This is a genomic window from Chryseobacterium sp. T16E-39 (assembly GCF_002216065.1).
In the GTDB taxonomy this organism is placed as follows: Bacteria; Bacteroidota; Bacteroidia; order Flavobacteriales; family Weeksellaceae; genus Chryseobacterium.
Map to the genome: position 1 here is coordinate 3,452,815 of NZ_CP022282.1, position 23,273 is coordinate 3,476,087.

Here is a 23,273-nt window from a genome sequence, read left to right on the forward strand (position 1 = left end):
ATCTCTGTCCGCCATTTTCCCAGAGAATGGCGGACAGTGTTTTTTAGACTAATTTATTATGAAAAAAAATATTCTATGCTTTTGTATAAGTATCCTGTCTGTAATCATTACGAACGGGCAGGAGCTTACTTCTCCCAATAACCAGCTAAAACTAAACTTTAAGGTCGAAGCAGAAGGAACTCCATATTATTCTTTGAATTATAAGGATAAAGCGATTGTAAAGGAGAGCCAGTTAGGATTTGTTTTAAAGCCATCTTATTCCTATTTCTCAGAATTTAAAGTAGAGGGGGTTGATTATTCTACCTCCAATAAAATCTGGAAACCGGTTTGGGGGCCTAATAAAGAAATAGTTGATCATTACAATGAAATGCTTGTCCATTTAATCCAGAATAAAACAGGTTGGAAGCTGGATATCAGATTCAGGCTCTTTGACGATGGATTAGGCTTCAGATACGAATTCCCTGTTCAAAAGGATTTAAGACATTTTACGATCAGCAGTGAGAAAACCAGTTTTAATTTAGGAAAGGATTATAAAACATTTTGGATTCCCGCAGATTATGATACCAATGAGTTTCCTGTGACAACGTCAAAATTGTCTGAAATTTCGAAATTGATTGATGAGGTTCGAAAAGAACCATTGGCAGCAAAAGCACCAAGTGCCACTCTTGCAGTCCAGACACCACTCATGCTGAAATCACAAGATGGAATTTATATCAATATTCATGAAGCGGCTCTGACAAATTTTGCGGCAATGACCCTTAATCTTGATGAGAAAAACTTTATCCTGTCTTCCAATCTGACGCCGGATAAAAATGGCGATCGAGGATTTATCCAAACAGGTTCGGTAAGTCCATGGCGTACCATGATCATCAGTAATGATGCAAGGGATATTTTATCCTCTAACCTTATTGTTAATCTTAATGAGCCAAGTAAAATTGAAGATACCTCATGGATAAAACCGACAAAATATATTGGAGTGTGGTGGGAATATTTTACGGGTGGAGGCTCTACGTGGGCATACTCAGATGATCAGGATGTCAGAATTGGCCAGACAGACTATAAAACGCTCAAACCAAATGGAAGACATGGGGCTAATACCCAACATGTTAAAGAATATATTGATTTTGCTTCAGAAAATGGATTTGATGCTGTTTTAGTGGAAGGATGGAATGAAGGCTGGGAAGATAATCAGGCCTACAGAAAAGAACATATTTATAGTTTTACAAAAGCATATCCGGATTTTGATGTAAAAGAGTTGCAGGCATATGCTAAGGCTAAGAACGTAAAGATTATTATGCATCACGAGACAACATCTTCCGTAGTGGATTATGAAAAACAGTTAAAAGATGCATTCCAGTTTATGCATGATAATGGGTATGCTGCGGTAAAGACAGGATATGTAGGGCCAATGATTCCCCGAAGTGAATATCATGACAGCCAATGGATGGTGAATCATTATAATTATGTTGCAGAAATGGCCGCGAAATACCATATTATGGTTGATTCTCATGAAGCCGTACGTCCAACGGGTTTATACAGAACTTATCCCAATTGGATTGCCCAGGAATCAGCCCGGGGAACGGAATTTGAATCTTTCAATGGTAACCGTCCGGATCATACAACCATATTACCATTCACCCGATTAATCGGAGGTCCAATGGATTATACACCAGGGATATTTGAAGGAGATTTATCGGTTTATGGTAATAACAAAGCTCAATTAAGTTCGACACTTACAAAACAGCTGGCTTTGTATATTACAATGTATAGTCCACTACAAATGGCAGCGGACCTCATTGATAATTATAAAAAATATCCTGATGCATTTCAGTTTATAAAAGACGTTGCAGTGGATTGGGATGCTTCTTATATTCTTGAAGCCGAACCTGGAGATTACATCACGATAGCCAGGAAAGCAAAAAATAAAGAGGAGTGGTTTGTTGGAAGTATCACGGATGAAAACCCGAGAGAGACTACAGTTGATTTGTCATTTCTTCCAAAGAATCAAAAATTTGAAGCAATAGTTTATAAAGATGGAAAAGACGCCAGCTGGAATCATCATCCTAAAAGTTATGAGATCTCCAGACAATATGTAAAATCAAATACTAAATTGAAAATAAAAGTGGCTCCGGGCGGAGGATTTGCAATAAGTATAAAGCCCTTAAAATAAAAAGTGGATGATTGGTATTTTAAAAAATTAGAATTTCAATCATCCATTTTATTTTTTCCTTATAAAGATTCTTCTATTTCTTCAAGAGTTTTTCCTTTGGTTTCAGGTACTTTTTTCCAGATAAATAAGAAGGCTATGACGGCAATGACCATATATAACCAAAAAGTGTAAGCGTTGCCGATACTTCCAATAAGGACAGGAAAAGTCTGCGAAACTAAAAAAACAGCCAGCCACAGAAAGAAAGTGGCAACAGACATGGCGGTACCACGAGCCTTTGTGGGAAAAATTTCTGCAATGACCACAAAAGCGAGGGGGCCAAGCGACATTGCAAAACATGCAATATATCCCAAAATGGCTATAAGGATCAGATAACCCTGTTGTTGTTTGAAAAAGGCAAAACCTATAATAAACAGGCAAACAGCCATACCAGAAATACCAAGAAGCAAGAGTTTCTTACGTCCCCAGATATCTACATATTTTATAGCTACAAAAGTAAAAGCAACATTGATAATCCCGACAAGGACGGTTTGCATGAATGCAGAATCTGATCCCACTCCTGTTGATTTGAAAATTTCCGGGGCATAATACATAATAGCATTGATGCCGGTAATTTGGGAGAATGTAGCCAGTAATATCCCAATACCCAATGCTCTTTTTAACTTGGGTTCTTTAAGAGCGGTTAGCGAAAATGGTTTTTCATTCTTTAAAGATTCCTGAATAGAATTCAATTCCTGTTGAGCAATTATGGATCCGTTGATGGTATTGAGAATTGCCAAAGCTTCCGTTTCTCTTTTTTGTCCCACCAACCAACGTGGACTCTCGGGAACAGTCAGGAGCAACAGAATGAAGATGACAGAAGGAGTAACTCCTGAACCAAACATCCATCGCCATCCCGTAGAAATATTCCAGCTTTCATCATGTATCCCTGCAATGTAAGCATTCACAAAATAAATAACCAGAATGCCACTTACGATCCCAAGCTGGAATATGGAGATTAGACGCCCTCGTATAGCTGCAGGTGCCATTTCTGAAATATACATAGGAGATAACATCGAAGCAACACCAATACCCATACCTCCTATAATACGAAATACTACAAATATCCATAAATTGGGAGCGAATGAAGTTCCGACAGATGAAATCGTAAACAGTAACCCCGATAACATCAATACCTTTTTACGACCGATCCGATCGCTCAGTTTCCCGGAATACATTACACCAAGGATACAACCGAGCAAAGCGCAAGAAGCAACCCAACCTGTCATAAGATCTGACAAATGATAATAGGTTCGCATAAATCCAATCGCTCCTGAAATGACAGCTGTATCGTAACCAAATAGTAGCCCTCCTACGGATGCCACAAGAGTTGCCTTATAAATGATAGATGAATTTACAGATTGTTTCATAAAGTCTGTTTTAAAACCTTTTGTGAAATCATAGAAGTCCGGATACTCGCTTTAATGGTTACACATTCTTTTCCTTCACTCTCACCATGAGGACTAATAGTATAGGTTCCAATGTGTGCGGGAACAATAAAAGTTTCAGCATAATGAATGATGTAAGGCTCAAAACTATGATCAGGGCTTTCTACAATAATTTCCCTGCCATCCACCAGATTGAGCACATTGACTACTCCCCGAGTGTGATGAACTACTTTTTTAGTGAACCAGTGTCTTCTTGTTTCGATAAATGATAATTCGTCAAGACCCGTTCGTTCTTCCCTCCAGCCATCTCCTTCTGCAACAGGCTCGGTGAGGTTTAATATATTTTCTTTTGTCCATGAAGTAGTTCGATCCCACTGAATAACATTTTTACCATGGTCCAGAGAGATAGGGCGTGGTTTCCCATCCAGTCCCATGCGACCCCAATCCCAGAGCTTAAATGTAAAAATATAAGGAGTTGCACTGATCTCCAATACCACTGAATTAGCTCCTGAACAATGCACAGTTCCGGCAGGTATAGATACATGGTCATGTTTGCGGACCTGCCATTTTTGTACATGCTTTTCTGCATCAAAAGGGATATGATCATACTGTGCTGCCTCCAGTTCTTTCATCATTAATTCAGGGTTAACATTTTCTTTTAATCCCAAATATACAAAAGCACCTTCTTTAGCATCGAGCATATAATAGCTTTCATCCTGTGTATAAGGCATTCCAAACTTTTCTTTGATATACTCTTTCAATGGATGTACCTGTAAACTCAGATTACCTCCCTCCATCGTATCTAGAAAGTCAAACCGGATCGGAAACTCATCCCCAAACCCTTCATATACTTCTTTCCCCAGCAAAGCTTCAGGTTGGAAGAAAACCAGATTGGAAGAAGGTATTTCAACAATATCATGGCCGAATCCCAACAGTAAACTATTTTCTTCGGGAACGCAGTCAAATCCCCATGCATAATTGGGAAGACTTCTGTCCAGATCACAAACTTCTTTTAACCATTGGCCTCCCCATGGTCCCGGATCAAAGAACGGAACGACTCTGAATGGAGTATTTACGGTTTGTCGCAAGGCATCAAACAAAGCCCCAGTACTTATCATTTTAGGCTTATAAGGTATGGTTGTGTCCAATATAAACTGACACTTATCCAGTATTTGTTTTTTGTAAAGATCAGCGACACGCCAGTCTACAAAGTAAGCATGCTTGTATTGGTAAGAGAAAGAGTCAGTATAATTGGTTCTTCCCAGATTACAAGCCGTATTTTTTCTGAAGCGCATTTGTATTTCCCACCGTGGCATATCCGCATAAATAGCAAGATCAGCATGCTCTGTAATTAAGGCTGCACCAGGTCCTATAATGATGATACTACCATCAGTCCCACTCATGAGGCTTCGCAAATCTGCAATTTTAGCAAAATCAAAATAATCTTCCAGTTGAAGAGACGTCAAATAGCCGAATACAGGATCATCAGTTACATAAGGCTGTACCATCGTTGCTATTTCAGCTTCCGTTTTCATGGCTTGATGTGTATTGATCAGTAATTTGGGCTGTAATAAACCTTGTAACGAACTGATCAGTTCTTCTAGAAATACACCGGGATAACACTCAATTGCAATGAGTTTTGGATTGTTTTCTTTTATATTTTCAGTAATATTTTCCCAACCTGCGAAACAATGATGGTCTTTTATTTCAATGACTGGAAATTTATTAAAATTTGATTTCATTTGTGTGATTTTATCTGTCATATTATTTCTTAGTTGTTGATGAGGTAGGCGATTCCCAATAAAGCTGCCGTACCTGGAAATTTTCCCTCAGTTACTTTAACTTTCCCCCAAGGGGTCCATGAATGAGTTTCAATATGCTTTTGTAAATAGGGAATGATAAAATAGCTGCTGGCCATAATTCCACCGGTAAGTACCAGTATTTCCGGATCGTAGGCGTGGATTAGGTTAACGGCACATGCAGACCATGCCTGCAAGCTTTGATCCCGGATCTCTAATGCTATAGGATGTCCTTCTTCTGCCAGCTTGAAGATCATCTCATAATCAATTACTGAGGAAGTTGATAAACTTTCTGATTGTGCAATGTTCATCAGATTCCAGGTAGAAGCTTCTGTTTCTACACAACCTATATTGCCGCAGTTACATGTGCTTCCTTTATAGTTGATCACAGAATGTCCTCCCAAAATACCAGCTGTAAAATGCTTTCCTCTCAATAGTTTTCCTTCTATCACGGCAGCACTTCCTACTCCTGTTCCCAAAGTCATTAGAACCACATTGTCATTGTTTTCTGCATTGCCGTATTTCCATTCTCCCAATAGGGCACTCCGGGCATCATTTTCTATGTAGAATGGAAGATTAAATGCACTCAGGCACCAATCTTCTAAATTGATATCAGGAGCATCTCCAAATTTCTTGTCAATGGAAAGGACTCTTTTCCTTTGGCTATCTATAATACCTGGAGAAGCAATACCCAATCCTCCAATGTCAGAAAAAGAAAGCTCCTGCTGTTTCACTAGTTTTTCTACGGCTTCCTGAATAGAAGGAAGTCTGGATCTGAGCCCATTTCCTGAATTGGCATCAATAGATGTTGAGCTTATTAAAGTATGATCATGCACGATACCAATTTTAATTCTCGTACCTCCCATATCTATGGCAATAACTGGCTTTGACATTGTTTTAATTACGGAATGATTTTGATTTCTATGACCTCCATACCAGATAAACTAATTTTTTCGTTAGTTGTAATCTTCTTACCTGTTTTTACATCAATGAGCTGTGATGGTTTTAGTTTTTCCCAGGCAAATGTAGTTGACTGTTCCTGTTCATCGGGATTGTACAATCTTATGATGAAGCTACGGTCTTCTTGTGGGGTTACACTCGTTACAACTATTTTATCATTACTTACTCTGAAAAGACTTCCACCAGAGAAATTTTTATCATTGACTGGTATTGCAATAAGAGGATGTGTAAAGGCAGCTGCATATTTCTCATTTTCCACTGAATTAAAAGATCCATGTGGACGTAAGGCGTAACGGTAATGCACAGGGCCTTCCTGATCTGATTTGTAGTTGGTGTGCCAATAATTATTCATTGCGTAGCTGAACCAATTGGTGGTTCCTGGAGTCCCATTATCTTTCCATTTTTTATGACTGTTGTCTATAACCATTCTTTCATCTATCATCTCAGAGGCTTCAATTAGTGGAGCTTCCAATACCATCCATTGCATTCCTTTTTGTCCGAAAGAAGCATCTACCCAGCGGCGGCTATACCAGTAATCCATATTGGAGCCCGGAAGTTGGTCGGTAAGATATTTCATAATACCATAGCCGGCATCTACCGTAATATTTTTAAACCCTGCATTAAAAGGAAACCCAAAGTGAACCGACTCCTTAGTACGAACAGGTTTTTTATCTACAATATTTTCCAATCCTACTTCATCGCTATCAGCAAATAAAGTAAGAATCCTTTCCAGCTTTTTAGCACCGGGAGCCTCTGATATCAAAGATATTTTGACCATATTAGGTCCATTTTCCAATACTTTTACTTGTACCTCAGTATTGGATTGAGCCTCTTTTGGATCAGAACCCGGAACATACCAATAACTGTTCAGTCCTTGATTATTAAAACTTCCTGCGTAATTAATATTGCTGCTATCTGTAAAGTTTGTAATGCTTCCTGTCTTTTGATCCCACGTTACAGTAACCTTTCCATTTGAAATACTATTATTAGTAACAGAAAAAGGTTTTAAAGAAGACGGTTTAGCTTTTACAATGGTATAGCTTGCTGATCCTAATGGCGGAATATCCTTTGCGATAAACACCATAGCTCCGTCTTCAAGTCTTTGTAAAGGAATTTGATGACCTGCAGCATCTTGAATAGCATTCCCCAATGTTGTTACCGGAATGGTCACCGGACCAGTACGAACCCATGATGAGGTATTGAAAACTGCAATGGTTTTGGATGCAGGATTGGTTATAGGTTGTAATAAATTCGTTTCCAGCTTGTCTGCAAGGGAGCTACCATCTAGAGAAAATTGTTTTTTAACCTGCCATTGGTCTTTCACGAAAGGAAGATCAGGAGCTGTAATACTGTTAAAAGCACCCCACGTATGCTCGTGGAATAAGATCACATTTCTCCATGCTTCATAAAAACTTTGACTGTCATATTGGGTAGGATTGAGCATCGAGTAGAGGGTCGTCAGTTGTTGTAGTTTCAGACTGCTATTTCTGTTAATTCCTTCTTCTTTCGCAGTGGACATCGCTCCATCTTCCCAATGTGGGCTGATATCTCCTTTTACTACTGGAATTTGATTACCATATTTCTTTTCAAATACTTCAAACATTTTTTCATTGGTACTGAGTACAATTTTTGGTGAAGTATATTTTTTATTCCATTCATCTACGAACTTAGATATTGAAGGATCTATAGGACCATTATCAGAAACAATATTATATCGCCACTGTACCATATCATAGGGATAATTGGTTTTAGTGAGATCATCGAGATATTCGGCTATTTTTCTCTGTCCATTTTCAAATACGCCTCCAGGATGAATACCATGCCATGAAGAATAGCCTCTACCGGCTGTCCAGAAAAGTATCTTTTCCTTACCAGATGGTGATTGCCACCATACAGGTTTGTCGCCCCAGTTTTTTACAAAGTTTCCGACACGGTCACCTAAATAAGGATTGGTTTTCCCCAGATAGTTCGGTCCACTTGAAAAGTATTTTACACCTGAAGAAGTAAGTGCCGGTACTAAAGACCATGCAAAGCCCGGAACGTCTGACATCATGGCGCTGTTGATCTTTAATCCATATTCTTTTTCGAGCTTTTTTGCATACTCTGTATAATGGTAAAGCTCCTCCGGTTGACTAAGCCCTGTTAAGATATTACCATACATTGCCGAAAGGCCAATATTTCCTTCTTTCACTGCTTTTACAAATGATTTTTTATCCTCAGGAGTTGCTTTTCGCATGAAATTTTCTACATCCCATAATGCTTCGACATTATATTTGAAACGGGCTTCTTCCGGCAGATTTTGGGTTTCCCCGATCATTTTCAGAGCATCGTATATATTTTGGGTATGGATCCTTTCAACTTCTGACTGTAAATGGGAATATCCCACATCGGTATGAGAATGATGAATAAAATATAACGTTCGGGGAACAATGGCTCCGGCTTCAATGGTTTTACGAAGAAGTTCTTTTTTACCGGAAGTAACCGTTAGCTGTACATTTCCTCCTTCTTGTGCTAGTTCTACAGGAATATCAAAAGTTTTAATACCATCCGGCATAACAAAAGAAAAAGAATCGTTGTTATTTATTTTTGCCGTAATTTTTTCCTCAGCACCAAAATGTAAGGTGGTCAATGTAATAAGGCGCTTGCCATCTTTTAAGATAAAAGGGGTAGGAGAAGCATCCATTTTCTCCTGAAAAGTAAATTTATAAGTCATGAACCAATCCCTGCTATCCTGTGCCTGCCCAACAAGCTTCAGACGTAATGGTTTTCCAGGTGTTACTTTATTTGATGGAACCCTGAGATAAGCAATACCATAAGAATCTTTCAACCCATCCATTTTGGTCTGATGAAATACGAATGCCGTACTATCTGTCGCTTTGGAAATCCAGTCCGGGTGTTGATTGGAAGGGTAGGTAGTAAGTGTTACCGCTTTTTGATCGTTAATATATAAATCAAAGTGACGAATACCTCCGCTGCTTCCTGACGAATGGGAGACCAGCCAGCTAAAATAGACATATGGACTATTGTTTTTTTGTGGAGCAGGTGCCGTTTCCCACTCAATGGCTTTGGCGCCATCTGTTGTACGGGTGAGCAAAGCACGCGTTGCATGATCGGGGAAAGCTGAGAAATAATCAATATTCTCGCCACTTATTTCTTTAGCATAACCATTGATCGTTGGTATACTACCGAAATAGGGCGTTTTTTTTTGGCTAAACACAAAATTGCCTGTCATAAGAAAGGACATCAGCAAAAGAAGATACTTGTTGTACATGGACTTCATTTTATGGTTGTATGTTAGAATGTTTGAACATATTAATATTTAAAAAAATAAATCCTGAACTAAGAAGATTTATTAATATCTATAGTGTAGGTAAATTTGTCTGAACGGTAGTAACCGATATTGTATTCTACGGGCTTTCCATTGATGTCATAAACAAAACGTTCACGCTTCAGAACCGGAAAAGTAGCTGGGACTTTCAGTTTTTTTCCGATCACAGTTCCTGCCTGACAGGCGCTGATATTTTCCCGGGACCGATGGACTACAACTCCATGGTTTTCCTGTAACATGCTGTATAATGGCAAATCAAAATTATCACTTTTATCCACACCAATTCTTGGATGAAAGTAACTCTCAAAATAAACGATCGGATCACCCGATTCTTCTCCTTTTAATTTAGAAAGCCTAAATACTTTCTTATCAGTAGAGCAATTAAAAAAGTTGCATAATTCTTCATTAGGCTGTACACTATCTGTCTTCAGGGATTGATTGATCACATGAATTCCTTTCTCCTGCATTTCCCTTGTAAAACTGTACCAATGATCCAGTCCTGTTGTCAGACTTTTCTTTTCAGCGACTTTTGTTCCTACTCCTTTTTTTCGGATAATCAATCCCTCATGCTCCAGCTTATTGGTTGCTTGGCGGATGGTATTCCGGGATACTCCCCAAAGATTAGCCAAGTCAACTTCCTTCGGTAATAATGCTCCTTTTTTATAAGCCTCAATCTTGATAAGCTTACGGAAAAGTTCTTCTACCTGTACATGTAAAGGAAGTTTGCTGTTATGATCTATAGTGAAATCCTGAGTTGGTATGTTCATACATATAAGAAAGTGTAAATATATAAATTTTTTAATGTAAATGGTTTTTTTTGTTGTGAAATTGCAAAATCGCGGATTTGTAAAACCGCTATCGGCAACATTTAACAAATATCTATATTGCCAGAGTGTCAGGACTTTTTCAAAACAAAAGCAGCATCGATATCGATGCTGCTTTTGTTTTGAAAAAGTCAGTAATATTCTAGAAGGTCACATCCAGACCAACATAAAAATTAGCCTTCATGATAGGAGCATATACCATTCCGCCATCAAAATAATTTCCAAAAGGGTTTTTAAAATCTACAATCGCATTCTTCTGATAGTAAGACGTTAAGTTTTCACCTCCAAGATAAGCTCTCAGTTTTTTATTGAAATTTCGGGAGATCTGTGCATTTAAAATCGCATATGATTCAGAGTATCCAGGCAGTCGGAATTCAGATGGATTGCTGGATGTATCGGGAAGCCTTTGTTTTCCAACCCAGTTTATAGTCGTATCAAAGCTCCAGAAACCTCCTTTTTCACTCTTGTTGGTAGAATAGGCTAGATTCACGAATCCACGGTTTTTAGCCATAAAAGGGATTTCTCTTCTTCCGCTAAGATAATCAGCCTGAACATCATAATACTTGTAAGCCGCTTTTACCTCAAAGTTTTTTAAAGGAATGAAATCCCATTGCACTTGTAAACTGTTGGCAAAAGATTTTCCTTCAAGATTGTAAAATAACAACTGTTGAGGTGATCTGTCAAGGTCGACCATTACCTGATTCTGAAAATCTGTTCTGAAAAAATCAGCGACGATAGAAGACTTTCTTCCGAAAATTTTAAACTCCTGTTGTAAGCTTGCTCCATAATTCCATGCGATTTCTGGCTTTAACCCATAAATATCTCCACCATTCTGTATGATTTGGATGGTACGGTTCGAAGCGAAATACTGTTGATTTTCGGCAAAAACAGAAGCTGTTCTGAATCCTCTTCCCGCTGACAATCTTAAAATCGTCTGTGGAGTGAAATCGTATTTAAAATTAAGTCTCGGCGTAAATTGGGTTCCCGCGAGATTATGAAAATCTATCCTTGCGCCTGCTACTAAAGTATATTTTAATCCTGTTAAAGTATATTCAGCAAAAGCCCCTGGTACGATTTCATTTCTTTTATAGGGAGTGGTAAGATAAGTTTCATCATAGCCATCGTACATAAAACTCGCTCCGGCTTTATACTTATGGTTCGTGTTTCCGATGATACTTTCAAAAATTAAATTAGAATAAAAAGTATTCTGCTTACCTGAATAATTTCTCAATCCGAAAAAACTATCCTGCTGATGATATACATATTGATTCATCCAGCCTATGCTTTGATAAGGTTTTCCTTTAAAAACATAACCAGTCTTATTCCATACCTGAAACCTTGAAATATCAATTCCTACTCCATAAGCATTTTGCTTGTCCTGAGCCAGTCTTTTATCAAAATCAGTCTGTCCTGCAGTTCTGTTATCTTTCACAAAATTAATTCCGAAGTGAGAGCCAAATCCGGACTTTTCAAGATCATTATAATTAAGAAGGTAAGCAGCATTGATCTGTGTTCCTTTTGGGCGATCAAGGAATCCGTCGTCATTCATGTCTGTATTTCCAAAAGTTCCGTTTCCATGCAAGAGGAAGGTTTGTGACCATTTCTCGTTGATCGGGGAAACACTTGTAATATTAGCTTCTGCTCTTCCATTGAAATCAGAAAAAAGATTCAGAGATGTTTCAGGAGTTTTTGCATTTTTCAGAAGTTCCGTATTGATTTGTCCGGTAATACTTTCGTATCCGTTAGTTACGGTACTTCCTCCCTTGGTTAATTGGATACTCTCGATCCATCTTCCCGGAATAAAATTTAATCCATAAGCAGATGCCAGGCCTCTGATTTCCGGTAAAAGCTCTTTGGTTAAGCTCGTATATTTCTGATCAAGACCCAACATTTTAAGTTGTTTCGTACCTGTAACGGCATTGCTGAAAGAAACATCTACTGTAGCATTGGTTTCAAAGCTTTCAGATAAATTACAGCAGGCCGCTTTCAATAATTCTTTCTTATCAATATTAAAAACCAAACCTGCTTCATTTTTACTTAATGAAGTCGAAGCTTTGGAGGCCGATAACTTTATTTCTTCAATCTTTTTCTCATGATTCTGAACCTCTATGGATGTATTATTTGAGGAAGAGGCTATTTTTGTTTCTTCTTCAAAATGTACATTCGGACCCTTTTCTCCTAATGCGACAGTTCTGTCATAAAGGCAGCATGACGGCAGGCCATTATACACACTGTCGGTGGAGGTATATTTTTCGTTGTCATGCCCAACGTCAGCGATCTTTTTTAAAATTTTATCAGCTGAGGTTTTATTGCTGTCAAAATTTAAAACAACAGTTTGTGTTTCGGGGCTCCATTCTGCAGAATTGGCTCCGGCGTCTTTTGCTGCTTTTTCAATTCTTGCTTTACATGAGGCACAGTTTCCTTTGACATAAAATTCATTATCTGCTTTAGATTTCTGAACCTCTGTATTTGTATTTAAATGGGAAGGCTGAAGTGTTCTTTCATAATGACAGCACTCAGGAAGACTCTGATATACGTCATCAGATGCTTTGAACTTCTCATTGTCATGTCCTGCCTCTGCTACTTTTTTTAGAATCTCATCCGCTGAAACATTACCTTCAGTTTCTAAAGTTAAAGTTTGAGAATCGATAGAATATCTTGCTGCTTTTGCGCCTGCTTTTTTGGCTGTAGTTTCTATTCTTTCTTTACACATTTCGCAGTTTCCTTTTACCTGAAACTGGCTTTTAAGATTTTGGGCGAATATAAAGGGTGCAGACAATAAGCATAATCCAAGAACGAGCCTGGAAATAAATAATTTCATTTTGTTTAAAATTTAGATTAATTAAAAAACAGTCCATTAGCAGTCTAATGAACACACGTGTATTTAATTAAGCTAGCTTGGGCGGTTCCCAAATCTCTTTTAAACGATCCGAAAGATGAGGATCACAATATTGGAAAAGTAATTTTTTATTGGCTTTGTAATAGGATAACTCAAATAGAAAGGCTTTTGAAAAAGGAGTTTCTATATATGAAAAACAAGCCACACAAGTTGAACAGCAATCATCGTCACATGATGATTTTGATTTCTCATGCTGTTTGGTAGATTTAGATTGATGATTTTTGCAACAATCCTTCTTTTTAGAATCTGATTTACAGCAAGTTTCCTGAGTCGCTTTTAGTAAGAAGTTATCTTTAGGAATTAAGAAAATCCCTAGACAGAAAATAATGGTTAAGATCTGAACTAACTTCACGAGGGCAAAATTACAAAAATTATGGTAAAGGATCGCCTACTTTTACAGAACAATTATGGAAAGGTTCTCCATGGGCAGGATTTAACTTTGGTTTATCACCACTTGCCAGAGTTTGTTGTGGTGCGGGAGTAGGAGTATTCTGTATAACATTCTGAACCGGTTGAGGAGCTGGTGCTGGTTTGCTATTTAAGGGCTGTCCTACGGGAATATCACATCTGTGACCAGGTTGTCCATGGGGTGGATTCATCCCCGGAGCTGTTTTTACCGCTTTTCCGGTTTTACTATCCACAGTAAATTTTCCAGGTTTCATAGAATTTGGATCGATCTGGATCGTCTGGGATCCATTATTATTTACAACAACATTTTGAGTGGCCTGAGCTTGGGCCTGGGCCGGTTTGCTATTTAAAGGCTGCCCTACAGGAATATCGCATCGGTGTCCCGGTTGTCCATGGGGAGGATTCATGCCTGTAGCACTGACAGGAGCTGGTGACGCTGTATACTGTGGAGTACTTTTGATACCTGCCTGATCCAGAATTGAAGTTTTTGGTGTATTATTAACGGCAACAGCCGGTTGTTGAATAGCTGCCTCTTCTTTAATGTAAGTCGCTCTTTCATCTTTTTTACAAGAAACTGTACATAGAGAAACAGCAATAAGACCTAAATATATATTTTTCATATCCTTTCGTATGAAACAAAATTAGCAAAACATTTTCAATTGTTTTGCTAATTTTATATTTATAATCTTGTTTTAGAATTAATTCTTAACCAAAAGTCTGAATCCTTCTCCGTGAACGTTGATGATCTCTAAACCTTCATCGTCTTTCAGAAGCTTACGAAGTTTAGCAATATAAACGTCCATACTTCTTGCTGTAAAGTAGTTCTCTTTTTTCCATATCTTTCTTAATGCCAGGTCTCTAGGCATAAAGTCATTTCTATGGATGCAAAGAAGTTTCAGCAATTCATTTTCCTTAGGAGAAAGTTTGTATTCTTTGTCACCTACTCTTAATTGTCTTAGCATAGAATCAAAAAAGATATTACTGATCTTAAATTGCTCCTGCTCTTCATTTTCAAGGGTAGAACTTCTTTGAAGGATTGCTTTGATTTTGTATAAAAGCAATTCGGTATCAAATGGCTTTGTGATATAATCGTCTGCTCCCAGTTGATATCCTTTTAAGATATCTTCTCTCATGTTTCTCGCAGTCAGGAAAATGATAGGTGTATTTTTATCTATTTTTTTAACATCTTCTGCTAATGAAAACCCATCTTTTTTAGGCATCATAACATCGAAAATGCAAATGTCAAATTCATTTTCTGTGAATTCTTTGAGCCCCTGCTCTCCATCGGTTGCAAGAGTTACTTCAAAATTATTGATGGTTAAATAATCTTTCAATACAGCTCCAAAACTCTGATCGTCTTCTACTAATAATATTCTGTTGCTCATAATTTTAAAAATTAAAAATTAATAATAAGAATGAACTTACTCACTCTCTCTTCTTTTATATTTTGTTATTTGGTTTGTCTTTTTATTTGTTCCAACTGTTCTTTTAAGTCATTGGAAGTTTTATCGTAAACATACTTCCTTCTCCTTTGTGGGACTCCACGATAATTTGCCCTTTATGGAGTTCTACAATTTTTTTCACGTATGATAATCCTAAACCTTGTCCTTTTACATTATGGATATTTCCGGTTTCTTCCCTGAAAAACTTCTCAAAAATTTTTGTCTTATTCTGGGTTTCCATTCCCATTCCTTTATCAGAGATTTCGATCACATAGAAGTTCCCTTCGTTCTTTGTTTTAATCTTGATATCCGGTGTGTCAGGAGAATATTTATTGGCATTATCCAGTAAATTCACCAGCATATTGGAAATATGGAATTCATCAATTTTAAAGGTGTATTTATCGGCTGTAAACTCCTGTGTTAGCGAACCATTTCTTTGCGCAACAATGAGGTTGAAAGATTCTGTTGTTTTTTTGATCAGTTCCCTTACATTCGTTTCCTTTAAAAACAGGTTAACTTCATTTCTTTCAAGCTTGGACATATTGAGGACATTCTCCACCTGTTTTTTCATTCTCAGGTTTTCCTGCTTGATGAGGGTGGAATAATACCTTACTTTTTCCGGATTGGTAGCAATTTTGTCATTCGCTAAAGAATCTGTAGCCACGGAAATAGTAGCCAGCGGAGTTTTAAACTCGTGAGACATATTATTGATAAAGTCGGTTTTTATTTCTGCCAGCTTTTTTTGTCTCATCATATAGTTAATAGAAATAATATAGATCCCTAATATGGTTAATAAAGAAAGAAAGGTTCCCAGTAACATGGGCCAGTTATTCATAGCCAAAGAGTACTCTTTTTTAGGAAAAACCAAAGCAAGACTATACAAGGTTCGTTCTTTTTTATCGGTAAATAGGGGATAGCTATACGTGTTACTATCCTTTTTGTCTTTATAAACTTTATTGAAAACAGTGGTTAGTTTATTATTTTTATCGGTAACACCAAAGCCAAATTTAGCCGTAATCCCTTTCATTCTCAGTTCCTTTGCCAAAACAGAATCTAATATTTTATCATCTACTCTTTTTGTGATCGGGAGATTGTTTCCATATACTTTGGCGAACTCTTTCATAGAATAATCACCACTTTCTATATCCTGGTTGATATCAGCGGTAAGAAGTTCACGGTTGGTGGTGTCTCTTTTTAATTTGTATGCTGCTTCATCAGTATATAAGGTGGTCAGATTGAGCGAATCCCCTTTTTTAGAAATGGGAAGCTGTGTTTTTTCGATAATATTTTTGGAATAAATAATCTGTCTTTGAGCGCCGGAATCTTCAACTTGCTGAATAGTCGTTAAAGAAGGCTGGTTATTATTTGAAACGACATTTTTTCTGAAATTTTTAAAATCATCATTCAGATATTTTTCCACTTCAATTTCGGAGATATTCTTAGATGTACTTTCTAATGCAGCATACACTTTGTTGGAAAAGTCCTGTTCTAAAGCTCCATAATACCCTTTCAGCCAATAAAATTGGAGTGTAACAAAAACAATCAGTGAGATTGTCATAAACACTGAAATTATTGGGATGAATTTGTTATTCATTATCTTATTTTAAGTTGTTCGGAATGATGAGTGTTAAAATTAATTGTTTTAAGACTTGATAAACAAAAAACGAGCCAAAAAATTGTATTTTTTTTCTTAAAACGATGTTTTTTAACATTTTTTTATAAATTCAAAATTATTTGTCCTATGGAAAGCCTCATCCACAAATAAAGAAGTAAGTTTGTTAAAAATAATTACGTATGGAATCAGGTATCATTTTTAACAAAGATTTTGACTCAAGTAGTGTTTATGTCATGAATATTTATAACACCGATGTTTCAAAAGTGTGGGATTATTTTACCAAATCTGAATTGTTAGATCAATGGTGGGCTCCAAAACCATGGAGATGTGAAACCGTTAAGATGGATTTTAAAGAAAATGGGATATGGCATTATGCAATGGTAGGTCCTGAAGGGGAAAAAATGTATGGACAGGTGAAATATGGAGAAATTATGGAGCACCGAAGTTTTGATGGAGTTGATGCTTTTTGCGACGAAAACGGAAAGATTAATGAAGATTTCCCTCAGTCACAATGGTTATTCGGATTCACAGGAATAGAGGAGGGAACAAAAGTGACCATCAATATTCATTTCGCTTCACAGGAGGCCATGAAAAAGCAGCTTGAAATGGGTTTTGAAGAAGGATTTAAAATGGGACTGTCTCAATTATCAGAAATTTTAAAATAAGATAACCGTATCAAAGGAGCTATAGCTAGAATAAAAAATGTGGCAATTAAGATCATTTTCAATTGCCACATTTTTAGTTTTCAGCTCTAAAGCAGTTCTTCATCCTGAAAATATTGAATAATTGCCTTTTTCATCAGCAATGTCTGTTCATTCGTTCTTAATTCCGGAAGATCTTCCAGTTTTTCAAACTGTGGCCACCCATCTTCATAATGTGTAAATTTGTAATAACCAAAAGGTTCTAATAATCTGCAAACAGCAATATGAAGGATGTTTAATTTATCATCTTTTGAATATTTCTGATGACCACTTCCCAATTCCTGAAGACCAATTAGAAATAATAAAGTTTCAATCGGTGGGTTGGCTTCAGTCTCGAAGTTATCTATAAAAAACTGTTCTATCTTTTTCCAATATCCGGCTTCGTTAATCATAATTTATAATTGATAATTTATAAATGATGCAAAAACTAGGTCTTTAGCATCTTTCTGTATGAAGAAGTTGCTTTTAGGACTTCTTCTGTTTTTATTTTTAAATTTAATAAAATTTCAGGTTTCACATATCCAAGCTCTTCAATCATTTCAAGCCAAAAGAGAGTTTCATCTGTTTCCTCTATCACAATTGATATTTTGGAATATCTTTCTGCGTTTGATCTTAGCTCTACACATTGCTCTGTAATTGGCCGCCATTGACGTAGAAGAGCGATATATCTGTTTTCTGATTATGGCAAAAGCTTCTTGATAAGGAAGGTTTGATAATTCATTGATAATGCTAATGGCTAATTGTTTTGTTTTTGAGGCAAAAAGTTGATTGTAATCTGCATTATCCATCATTTATCATTTATGAATTATCAATTATTTTTATCAATCATCAGTAAAAACGCATATTCTAATGCGTCCTCTTTAAGGGATTCAAATCTTCCGCTTGCTCCACCATGTCCTGAGCTCATATCTGTTTTGAAAAGTAAAAGATTGTCATCGGTTTTTAACTCTCTTAGCTTTGCGACCCATTTTGCGGGCTCCCAATACTGAACCTGTGAATCATGAAAACCGGTTGTGATCAGCATGTGTGGATAGTCTTTTGCTTCTACGTTATCGTATGGAGAGTATTCTTTCATATAATGATAGTATTCTTCGTCATTTGGATTGCCCCACTCATCATATTCTCCTGTTGTTAAAGGGATGGTTTCATCAAGCATCGTTGTTACAACATCTACAAAAGGCACCTGTGCAACAATACCATTGAATAAATTTGGCTCATAGTTTACAACAGCTCCTACTAATAATCCACCTGCGCTACCACCCATAGCATAAAGATGCTTTGAGGAGGTATAATTTTCCCGGATCAGATATTTTCCGGCATCTATAAAGTCATAGAATGTATTCTTTTTAAACAACATTTTTCCATCTTCATACCATTCTCTTCCCAAATATTCTCCACCGCGGATATGAGCTATAGCATAAATAAAACCTCTGTCCAAAAGAGAGAGTCTTACATTTGAAAAGCTTGCATCTACAGTGTGCCCGTAACTTCCATATCCATATAATAACAATGGAGTATTTTCAGATTTTTTAGTATCTTTATGATAGACCAATGAAATAGGGATCTTTACTTCCCCGTCTCTGGATTCAGCCCAGATTCTTTCTGAAATATAATTTTCAGGAAAGAATTTCCCACCCAAAACTTCTTGTTGCTTTAGAAGAACAGTAGTTTTGTCTTTCATATTATATTCATAAGTAGAGCTTGGCTGTGTTAAAGACGTGTATCCATAACGTAGAATTTCCGTGTCAAACTCCAGATTGATTCCAATATAGGCAGTGTAGGTAGGATCTGAAAAAGGAAGATAATAAGAGGCTTTGGTTTTTTCGTCTATAATTTTTATTTGCAACAATCCCTGCTCTCTTTCTTCCAGCACAAGGTAATCTTTAAATATCTCAAAACCTTCCAACAGGACTTCAGCGCGGTGGGGAATTACATCCACCCAGTTTTCCATTCCACAATTGTCAATTTTAGCTTTTACAATTTTGAAATTAAATGCGTCATCAGCATTGGTAATGATATAAAATTCATCTTCATAATGCTCAACCGAATATTCCAGATCTTCTATTCTTGGCTGGATGACCTTCCAGTCTGCAAAAACATTATCAGAAGGGATGAAGTGATGCTCATCTGAAATAGTACTGGAGCTGGCAATGAAAATATATTTTAAAGATTTGGTTTTGAATACATTGACGTCAAATGTGTCATCTTTTTCGTGGAAAATTAAAATATCTTCTGAAGATTCCGTTCCTAATTTGTGTCTGAAGACCTGAAATGCACGTAAGCTTTCATCTTTTCTGATATAGAAAACATGTTGATTGTCATTAGCCCAAACTGCTTTCCCGGTTGTGTTCTCAATTTTGTCAGAAAGAATTTCTCCTGTCTCCAGATTTTTAAAATTGATCGAATAGATTCTTCTTCCCACGTTGTCAGATGAAAAAGAGGCTAACTTATTGCCAGGGCTTACCGCTACGCTGCCAACTTCAAAAAAGCTTTCTCCTTCTGCAAGGATATTGACATCAAGTACAATCTCCTCCGGGTTTTCCAGGCTGGTATGTTTTCTGCAAAAAATAGGGTATTCCTTTCCTTCTTCATAGCGAACCATATACCAGTATTCATTAAAAAAATAAGGAATTGATTCATCATCCTTTTTATAGCGGGATTTCATTTCTTCATAAAGTTCTTCCTGAAAAGTTTCAGTTTCCTTCATCATGAAATCTGCATAAGCATTTTCTTGTTCAATATATTGTGTGACTTCAGGATTTTCTCTTTCATTGAGCCAGAAATAACTGTCAGTTCTTTTATCTCCGTGTTTCTCGAGTAGTTTTTCTATTTTTTTTGGCTGGGGAGCTTTCATCCTGATATTTAATTTTTATTTGGTCGTATTGAATGCTGTTATATATTTCTTTTTAATAAAGAATTTTACAAAGACATTTTATTCAATATTAATTTTTGTTCAAATTTAGCTAAAAAAAAGCCATCTTTTCCTTTATTGAAAAGACGGCTGTTGTATGTAAGATATTAAAAACTATTTATGAAGGCTTTTAATATATTTTTCAAGTGCCATTGTCATGGATGGGGTTTCCTTAGTAGGAGCCATTACATCTACTCTTAACCCTGCTTCTTCAGCTGCATTTAAGGTAGTGTTTCCAAAGACTGCAATTTTGGTTTCGTCCTGTTTAAAATCTTCAAAGTTCATTTGAAGTGACTTAATTCCTTGTGGACTAAAGAATATCAGCATATCATAATCTTTGATTTTGATATCGCTCAGATCACTGCACACCGTTCTGTACATAATCGCTCTTGTCCAGTCAATATTCGCAGTATCCAATGTTTTGATCGTATCAGGACTTAAAACATCTGAAGATGGTAGTAAATATTTCTCTGTTGGGAATTTTTTGAAAAGAGGTAAAAGATCTGAGAAGTTTTTCTCCCCAAAGCTGATTTTTCTCTTTCTGTACACGATGTGTTTTTGAAGATAGTTGGCAATTGCTTCAGACTGGCAGATGTATCTCATCGTATCAGGAACCGCAAAACGCAGTTCTTCAGCGAGTCTGAAATAATGGTCTATTGCATTCTTGCTGGTAAATATAATGCCAGTGTACTGCGTTAGATCTATTTTTTGTGTTCTAAGTTCTTTATTGTCAACCCCCTCTACGTGGATAAACGGACGGAAGTCGATCTTTATTTTTTCCTTCTTCGCAATATCCAGATATGGAGAAGACTCACTAGGCGCTGGTTGAGAAACCAATATAGACTTTATTCTCATCATTGACTTTTATTAAAAAAATAATAATTTCCAAAGCAACAATAATGGTGCGATTTGGAGGGTGCAAATATACAAAAATTTATAATACCATTTTTCAGGTAAGATGTTGTTCTTGTGAAATAAATAGAAAAAAACCTTAAAAATAAACACAAAAGAAAAGAATCCTAAATAATAAAAAAAGATTTTATTTCTGTCAACTGGGAAATAATAGTGGGTTACACATAAAATTATTAATAAAAATGACAAAATGAAATAAAATTTGGTAGAGGTGAAGTAAAAAACAAGCCATTTTTTGTTATCACCTATACTTTGATAAAATAAAAAGCCTAAAGTGGATTTTACTAAATAAAAAATACTGATTGCGGATAAACAATATCCAAATTTATTAAGTTGATACCCTAAAACCTGCAAATCAGCAATGTATTTGGGAACAATAGGAATGTATTGTGAAAGTAATACAGCGAGAGTAAGCGTAAGTACACAGGATGTAATGATCCAGCTCGCTAAATTATTACTGGCATCAAAATATTTTTGAAGCAGGAAATCCTTTAGATTGGCTCCTCTTTCTACAATATTCATCATAAAAAGATATAAAAATATACAAGCCAGCAATATAAAAATTACCCAATCGTTGTTTTCAGGAATCCTTACATGGTTTACGAAGTTTTGTGATAATAGCAATTGAATTTTTTTGCAAAATTATAGAATATTTTGTATAAAATAAAAAGGTTAAATAAACTATCTTTGCAAACTGAAATGAAAAAACTTGTCATTATTCCGACTTATAACGAAAAGGAAAATATTGAAAATATTATTTCCGCAGTTTTTGCATTGGAAGAAGACTTTCATATTCTTGTTGTAGATGACTCCTCACCAGATGGAACATCCGAGATTGTAAAAGATCTCCAAAGGAGGTTCCCCCATACTTTGCACTTATCTGTAAGACATGTAAAGGATGGTTTAGGAAAAGCATATATCCATGGATTTAAATGGGCTCTCCAGAATAATTATGATTATATTTTTGAAATGGATGCCGATTTCTCCCACAATCCAAGTGACCTGCCTAAATTATATGAAGCTTGTTTAAAGGCTGATATGGCTATTGGTTCCCGTTATTCAAAAGGAGTCAATGTAGTAAACTGGCCAATGGGGAGAGTATTGTTGTCGTACTTTGCGTCAAAATACGTGAGATTCATTTTAGGTTTGCCTATTCATGATACAACGGCAGGGTTCGTTTGTTTTTCAAGAAAGGTCTTGGAAAGTATTGATTTGGATAACGTCAGATTAAAAGGATATGGTTTCCAAATTGAAATGAAATTCAGAACTTTTAAAAAAGGCTTCAAAATTGTAGAGGTACCTATTATTTTCACCAACCGTATTTTAGGTGAGAGTAAAATGAATGGAGGGATTATCCATGAAGCGGTTTTTGGAGTTTTAAATTTAAAATGGAAATCATTAATTAACAGGCTATGAAACGGAGCAGGAATAAATATTTTTATATACAGAAACATTTATGTGCGAAGTTCCATCAGGCGATTAAAAATATAAGAATAAACTGATGAGAAAATTAATTTTTCTTTTTGTTTTGATGTTTGTATTTTCTTGTAAAGAATATATTGACAAGCCTAAAAATCTTGTATCTAAAGATAAGATGTCGGAGATTCTTGCCGACCTGGCCGTCAATGACCAGGCAACTTTTATGTTTCCGAATACAAACCTGGAGAGTGGGACAAGATTTGTCCTTAAAACACATCAGGTAAAGCCAGATGATTTTGTAGCAAGTTTTAAGTATTATGTCGTTGAGCAAAAGATGAATGATATTGCGGATGAAGCACAGAAATTGGTGTTAAAAAAAGACCCTAAGGCAGATCAGTTTGTAAAAGATAAAATCAAGAAGAATCTCAATCCGCCTAATGTATCTAAATAATGTAGAAAGT

General features: G+C 36.4%; 19 protein-coding genes. 4 read left to right on the top strand and 15 right to left on the bottom strand.

The window, feature by feature from the left end; all coding sequences use genetic code 11:
- The first annotated feature begins 58 nt into the window (after positions 1-58).
- Positions 59-2,170: a glycoside hydrolase family 97 protein gene (locus tag CEY12_RS15655; RefSeq protein ID WP_089028579.1), complete on the top strand. Its 2,112-nt coding sequence runs from the start codon at positions 59-61 to the stop codon at positions 2,168-2,170.
- Positions 2,171-2,229: 59 nt separating this feature from the next.
- On the opposite strand, the gene CEY12_RS15660 is transcribed toward CEY12_RS15655, so the two are convergent.
- The 9 genes from CEY12_RS15660 to CEY12_RS15705 form a co-directional block, all read right to left on the bottom strand.
- On the bottom strand, positions 2,230-3,576 hold the full coding sequence (locus tag CEY12_RS15660) for a sugar porter family MFS transporter (RefSeq protein WP_089028580.1): 1,347 nt from the start codon (positions 3,574-3,576) through the stop codon (positions 2,230-2,232).
- On the bottom strand, positions 3,573-5,336 hold the full coding sequence (locus tag CEY12_RS15665) for a class I mannose-6-phosphate isomerase (protein ID WP_089029897.1): 1,764 nt from the start codon (positions 5,334-5,336) through the stop codon (positions 3,573-3,575). Before CEY12_RS15665 ends, CEY12_RS15660 begins: the two co-directional genes overlap by 4 nt.
- A 29-nt stretch (positions 5,337-5,365) precedes the next feature.
- Positions 5,366-6,286, bottom strand: a complete 921-nt coding sequence (locus CEY12_RS15670) for an ROK family protein (protein ID WP_089028581.1) — start codon at positions 6,284-6,286, stop codon at positions 5,366-5,368.
- Between the two features lie 8 nt (positions 6,287-6,294).
- Positions 6,295-9,624, bottom strand: a complete 3,330-nt coding sequence (locus CEY12_RS15675; RefSeq protein ID WP_228409709.1) for a glycoside hydrolase family 38 C-terminal domain-containing protein — start codon at positions 9,622-9,624, stop codon at positions 6,295-6,297.
- Positions 9,625-9,692: 68 nt separating this feature from the next.
- Complete coding sequence (locus CEY12_RS15680; RefSeq protein ID WP_089028583.1) at positions 9,693-10,448, bottom strand: GntR family transcriptional regulator; 756 nt, start codon at positions 10,446-10,448, stop codon at positions 9,693-9,695.
- 199 nt (positions 10,449-10,647) lie between these two features.
- Entirely contained in the window at positions 10,648-13,326 is a 2,679-nt protein-coding gene (locus CEY12_RS15685) for a TonB-dependent receptor domain-containing protein (RefSeq protein WP_089028584.1), read from the bottom strand.
- 449 nt (positions 13,327-13,775) lie between these two features.
- On the bottom strand, positions 13,776-14,432 hold the full coding sequence (locus CEY12_RS15695) for a hypothetical protein (protein ID WP_089028586.1): 657 nt from the start codon (positions 14,430-14,432) through the stop codon (positions 13,776-13,778).
- Positions 14,433-14,510: 78 nt separating this feature from the next.
- Entirely contained in the window at positions 14,511-15,197 is a 687-nt protein-coding gene (locus tag CEY12_RS15700; protein WP_007842513.1) for a response regulator transcription factor, read from the bottom strand.
- Positions 15,198-15,300: 103 nt separating this feature from the next.
- Positions 15,301-16,848 carry a sensor histidine kinase gene (locus CEY12_RS15705; protein ID WP_089028587.1) on the bottom strand — a complete coding sequence of 516 codons (1,548 nt, stop codon included), beginning with the start codon at positions 16,846-16,848 and terminating at the stop codon, positions 15,301-15,303.
- A gap of 200 nt (positions 16,849-17,048) precedes the next feature.
- On the opposite strand from CEY12_RS15705, the gene CEY12_RS15710 reads away from it, so the two are divergent.
- Complete coding sequence (locus CEY12_RS15710) at positions 17,049-17,534, top strand: SRPBCC domain-containing protein (protein ID WP_089028588.1); 486 nt, start codon at positions 17,049-17,051, stop codon at positions 17,532-17,534.
- Positions 17,535-17,620: 86 nt separating this feature from the next.
- Here CEY12_RS15710 and CEY12_RS15715 read toward each other — a convergent pair whose 3' ends face one another.
- The 6 genes from CEY12_RS15715 to CEY12_RS15735 all read right to left on the bottom strand — a co-directional run bounded on the left by CEY12_RS15715 (position 17,621) and on the right by CEY12_RS15735 (position 22,017).
- Entirely contained in the window at positions 17,621-17,962 is a 342-nt protein-coding gene (locus CEY12_RS15715) for a hypothetical protein (RefSeq protein WP_089028589.1), read from the bottom strand.
- Positions 17,963-17,997: 35 nt separating this feature from the next.
- Positions 17,998-18,147: a hypothetical protein gene (locus CEY12_RS22755; RefSeq protein ID WP_262484838.1), complete on the bottom strand. Its 150-nt coding sequence runs from the start codon at positions 18,145-18,147 to the stop codon at positions 17,998-18,000.
- Positions 18,128-18,361 (bottom strand): four helix bundle protein, encoded by a 234-nt coding sequence (locus CEY12_RS22760; RefSeq protein WP_262484839.1) that lies wholly within the window; start codon positions 18,359-18,361, stop codon positions 18,128-18,130. Before CEY12_RS22760 ends, CEY12_RS22755 begins: the two co-directional genes overlap by 20 nt.
- A 17-nt stretch (positions 18,362-18,378) precedes the next feature.
- Positions 18,379-20,424, bottom strand: a complete 2,046-nt coding sequence (locus CEY12_RS15725; RefSeq protein ID WP_089028590.1) for a S9 family peptidase — start codon at positions 20,422-20,424, stop codon at positions 18,379-18,381.
- 171 nt (positions 20,425-20,595) lie between these two features.
- Positions 20,596-21,336 carry a uroporphyrinogen-III synthase gene (locus tag CEY12_RS15730; protein ID WP_089029898.1) on the bottom strand — a complete coding sequence of 247 codons (741 nt, stop codon included), beginning with the start codon at positions 21,334-21,336 and terminating at the stop codon, positions 20,596-20,598.
- Between the two features lie 12 nt (positions 21,337-21,348).
- The gene (locus CEY12_RS15735; protein WP_089028591.1) at positions 21,349-22,017 is read right to left on the bottom strand and encodes a DUF4271 domain-containing protein; all 669 of its coding nucleotides are present in this window, start codon (positions 22,015-22,017) and stop codon (positions 21,349-21,351) included.
- A 75-nt stretch (positions 22,018-22,092) separates the two neighbouring features.
- On the opposite strand from CEY12_RS15735, the gene CEY12_RS15740 reads away from it, so the two are divergent.
- The gene (locus CEY12_RS15740) at positions 22,093-22,809 is read left to right on the top strand and encodes a polyprenol monophosphomannose synthase (RefSeq protein WP_089028592.1); all 717 of its coding nucleotides are present in this window, start codon (positions 22,093-22,095) and stop codon (positions 22,807-22,809) included.
- Between the two features lie 85 nt (positions 22,810-22,894).
- Positions 22,895-23,263, top strand: coding sequence for a DUF4296 domain-containing protein (locus CEY12_RS15745; RefSeq protein ID WP_089028593.1), 369 nt, complete (start codon positions 22,895-22,897; stop codon positions 23,261-23,263).
- Positions 23,264-23,273 lie beyond the last annotated feature (10 nt).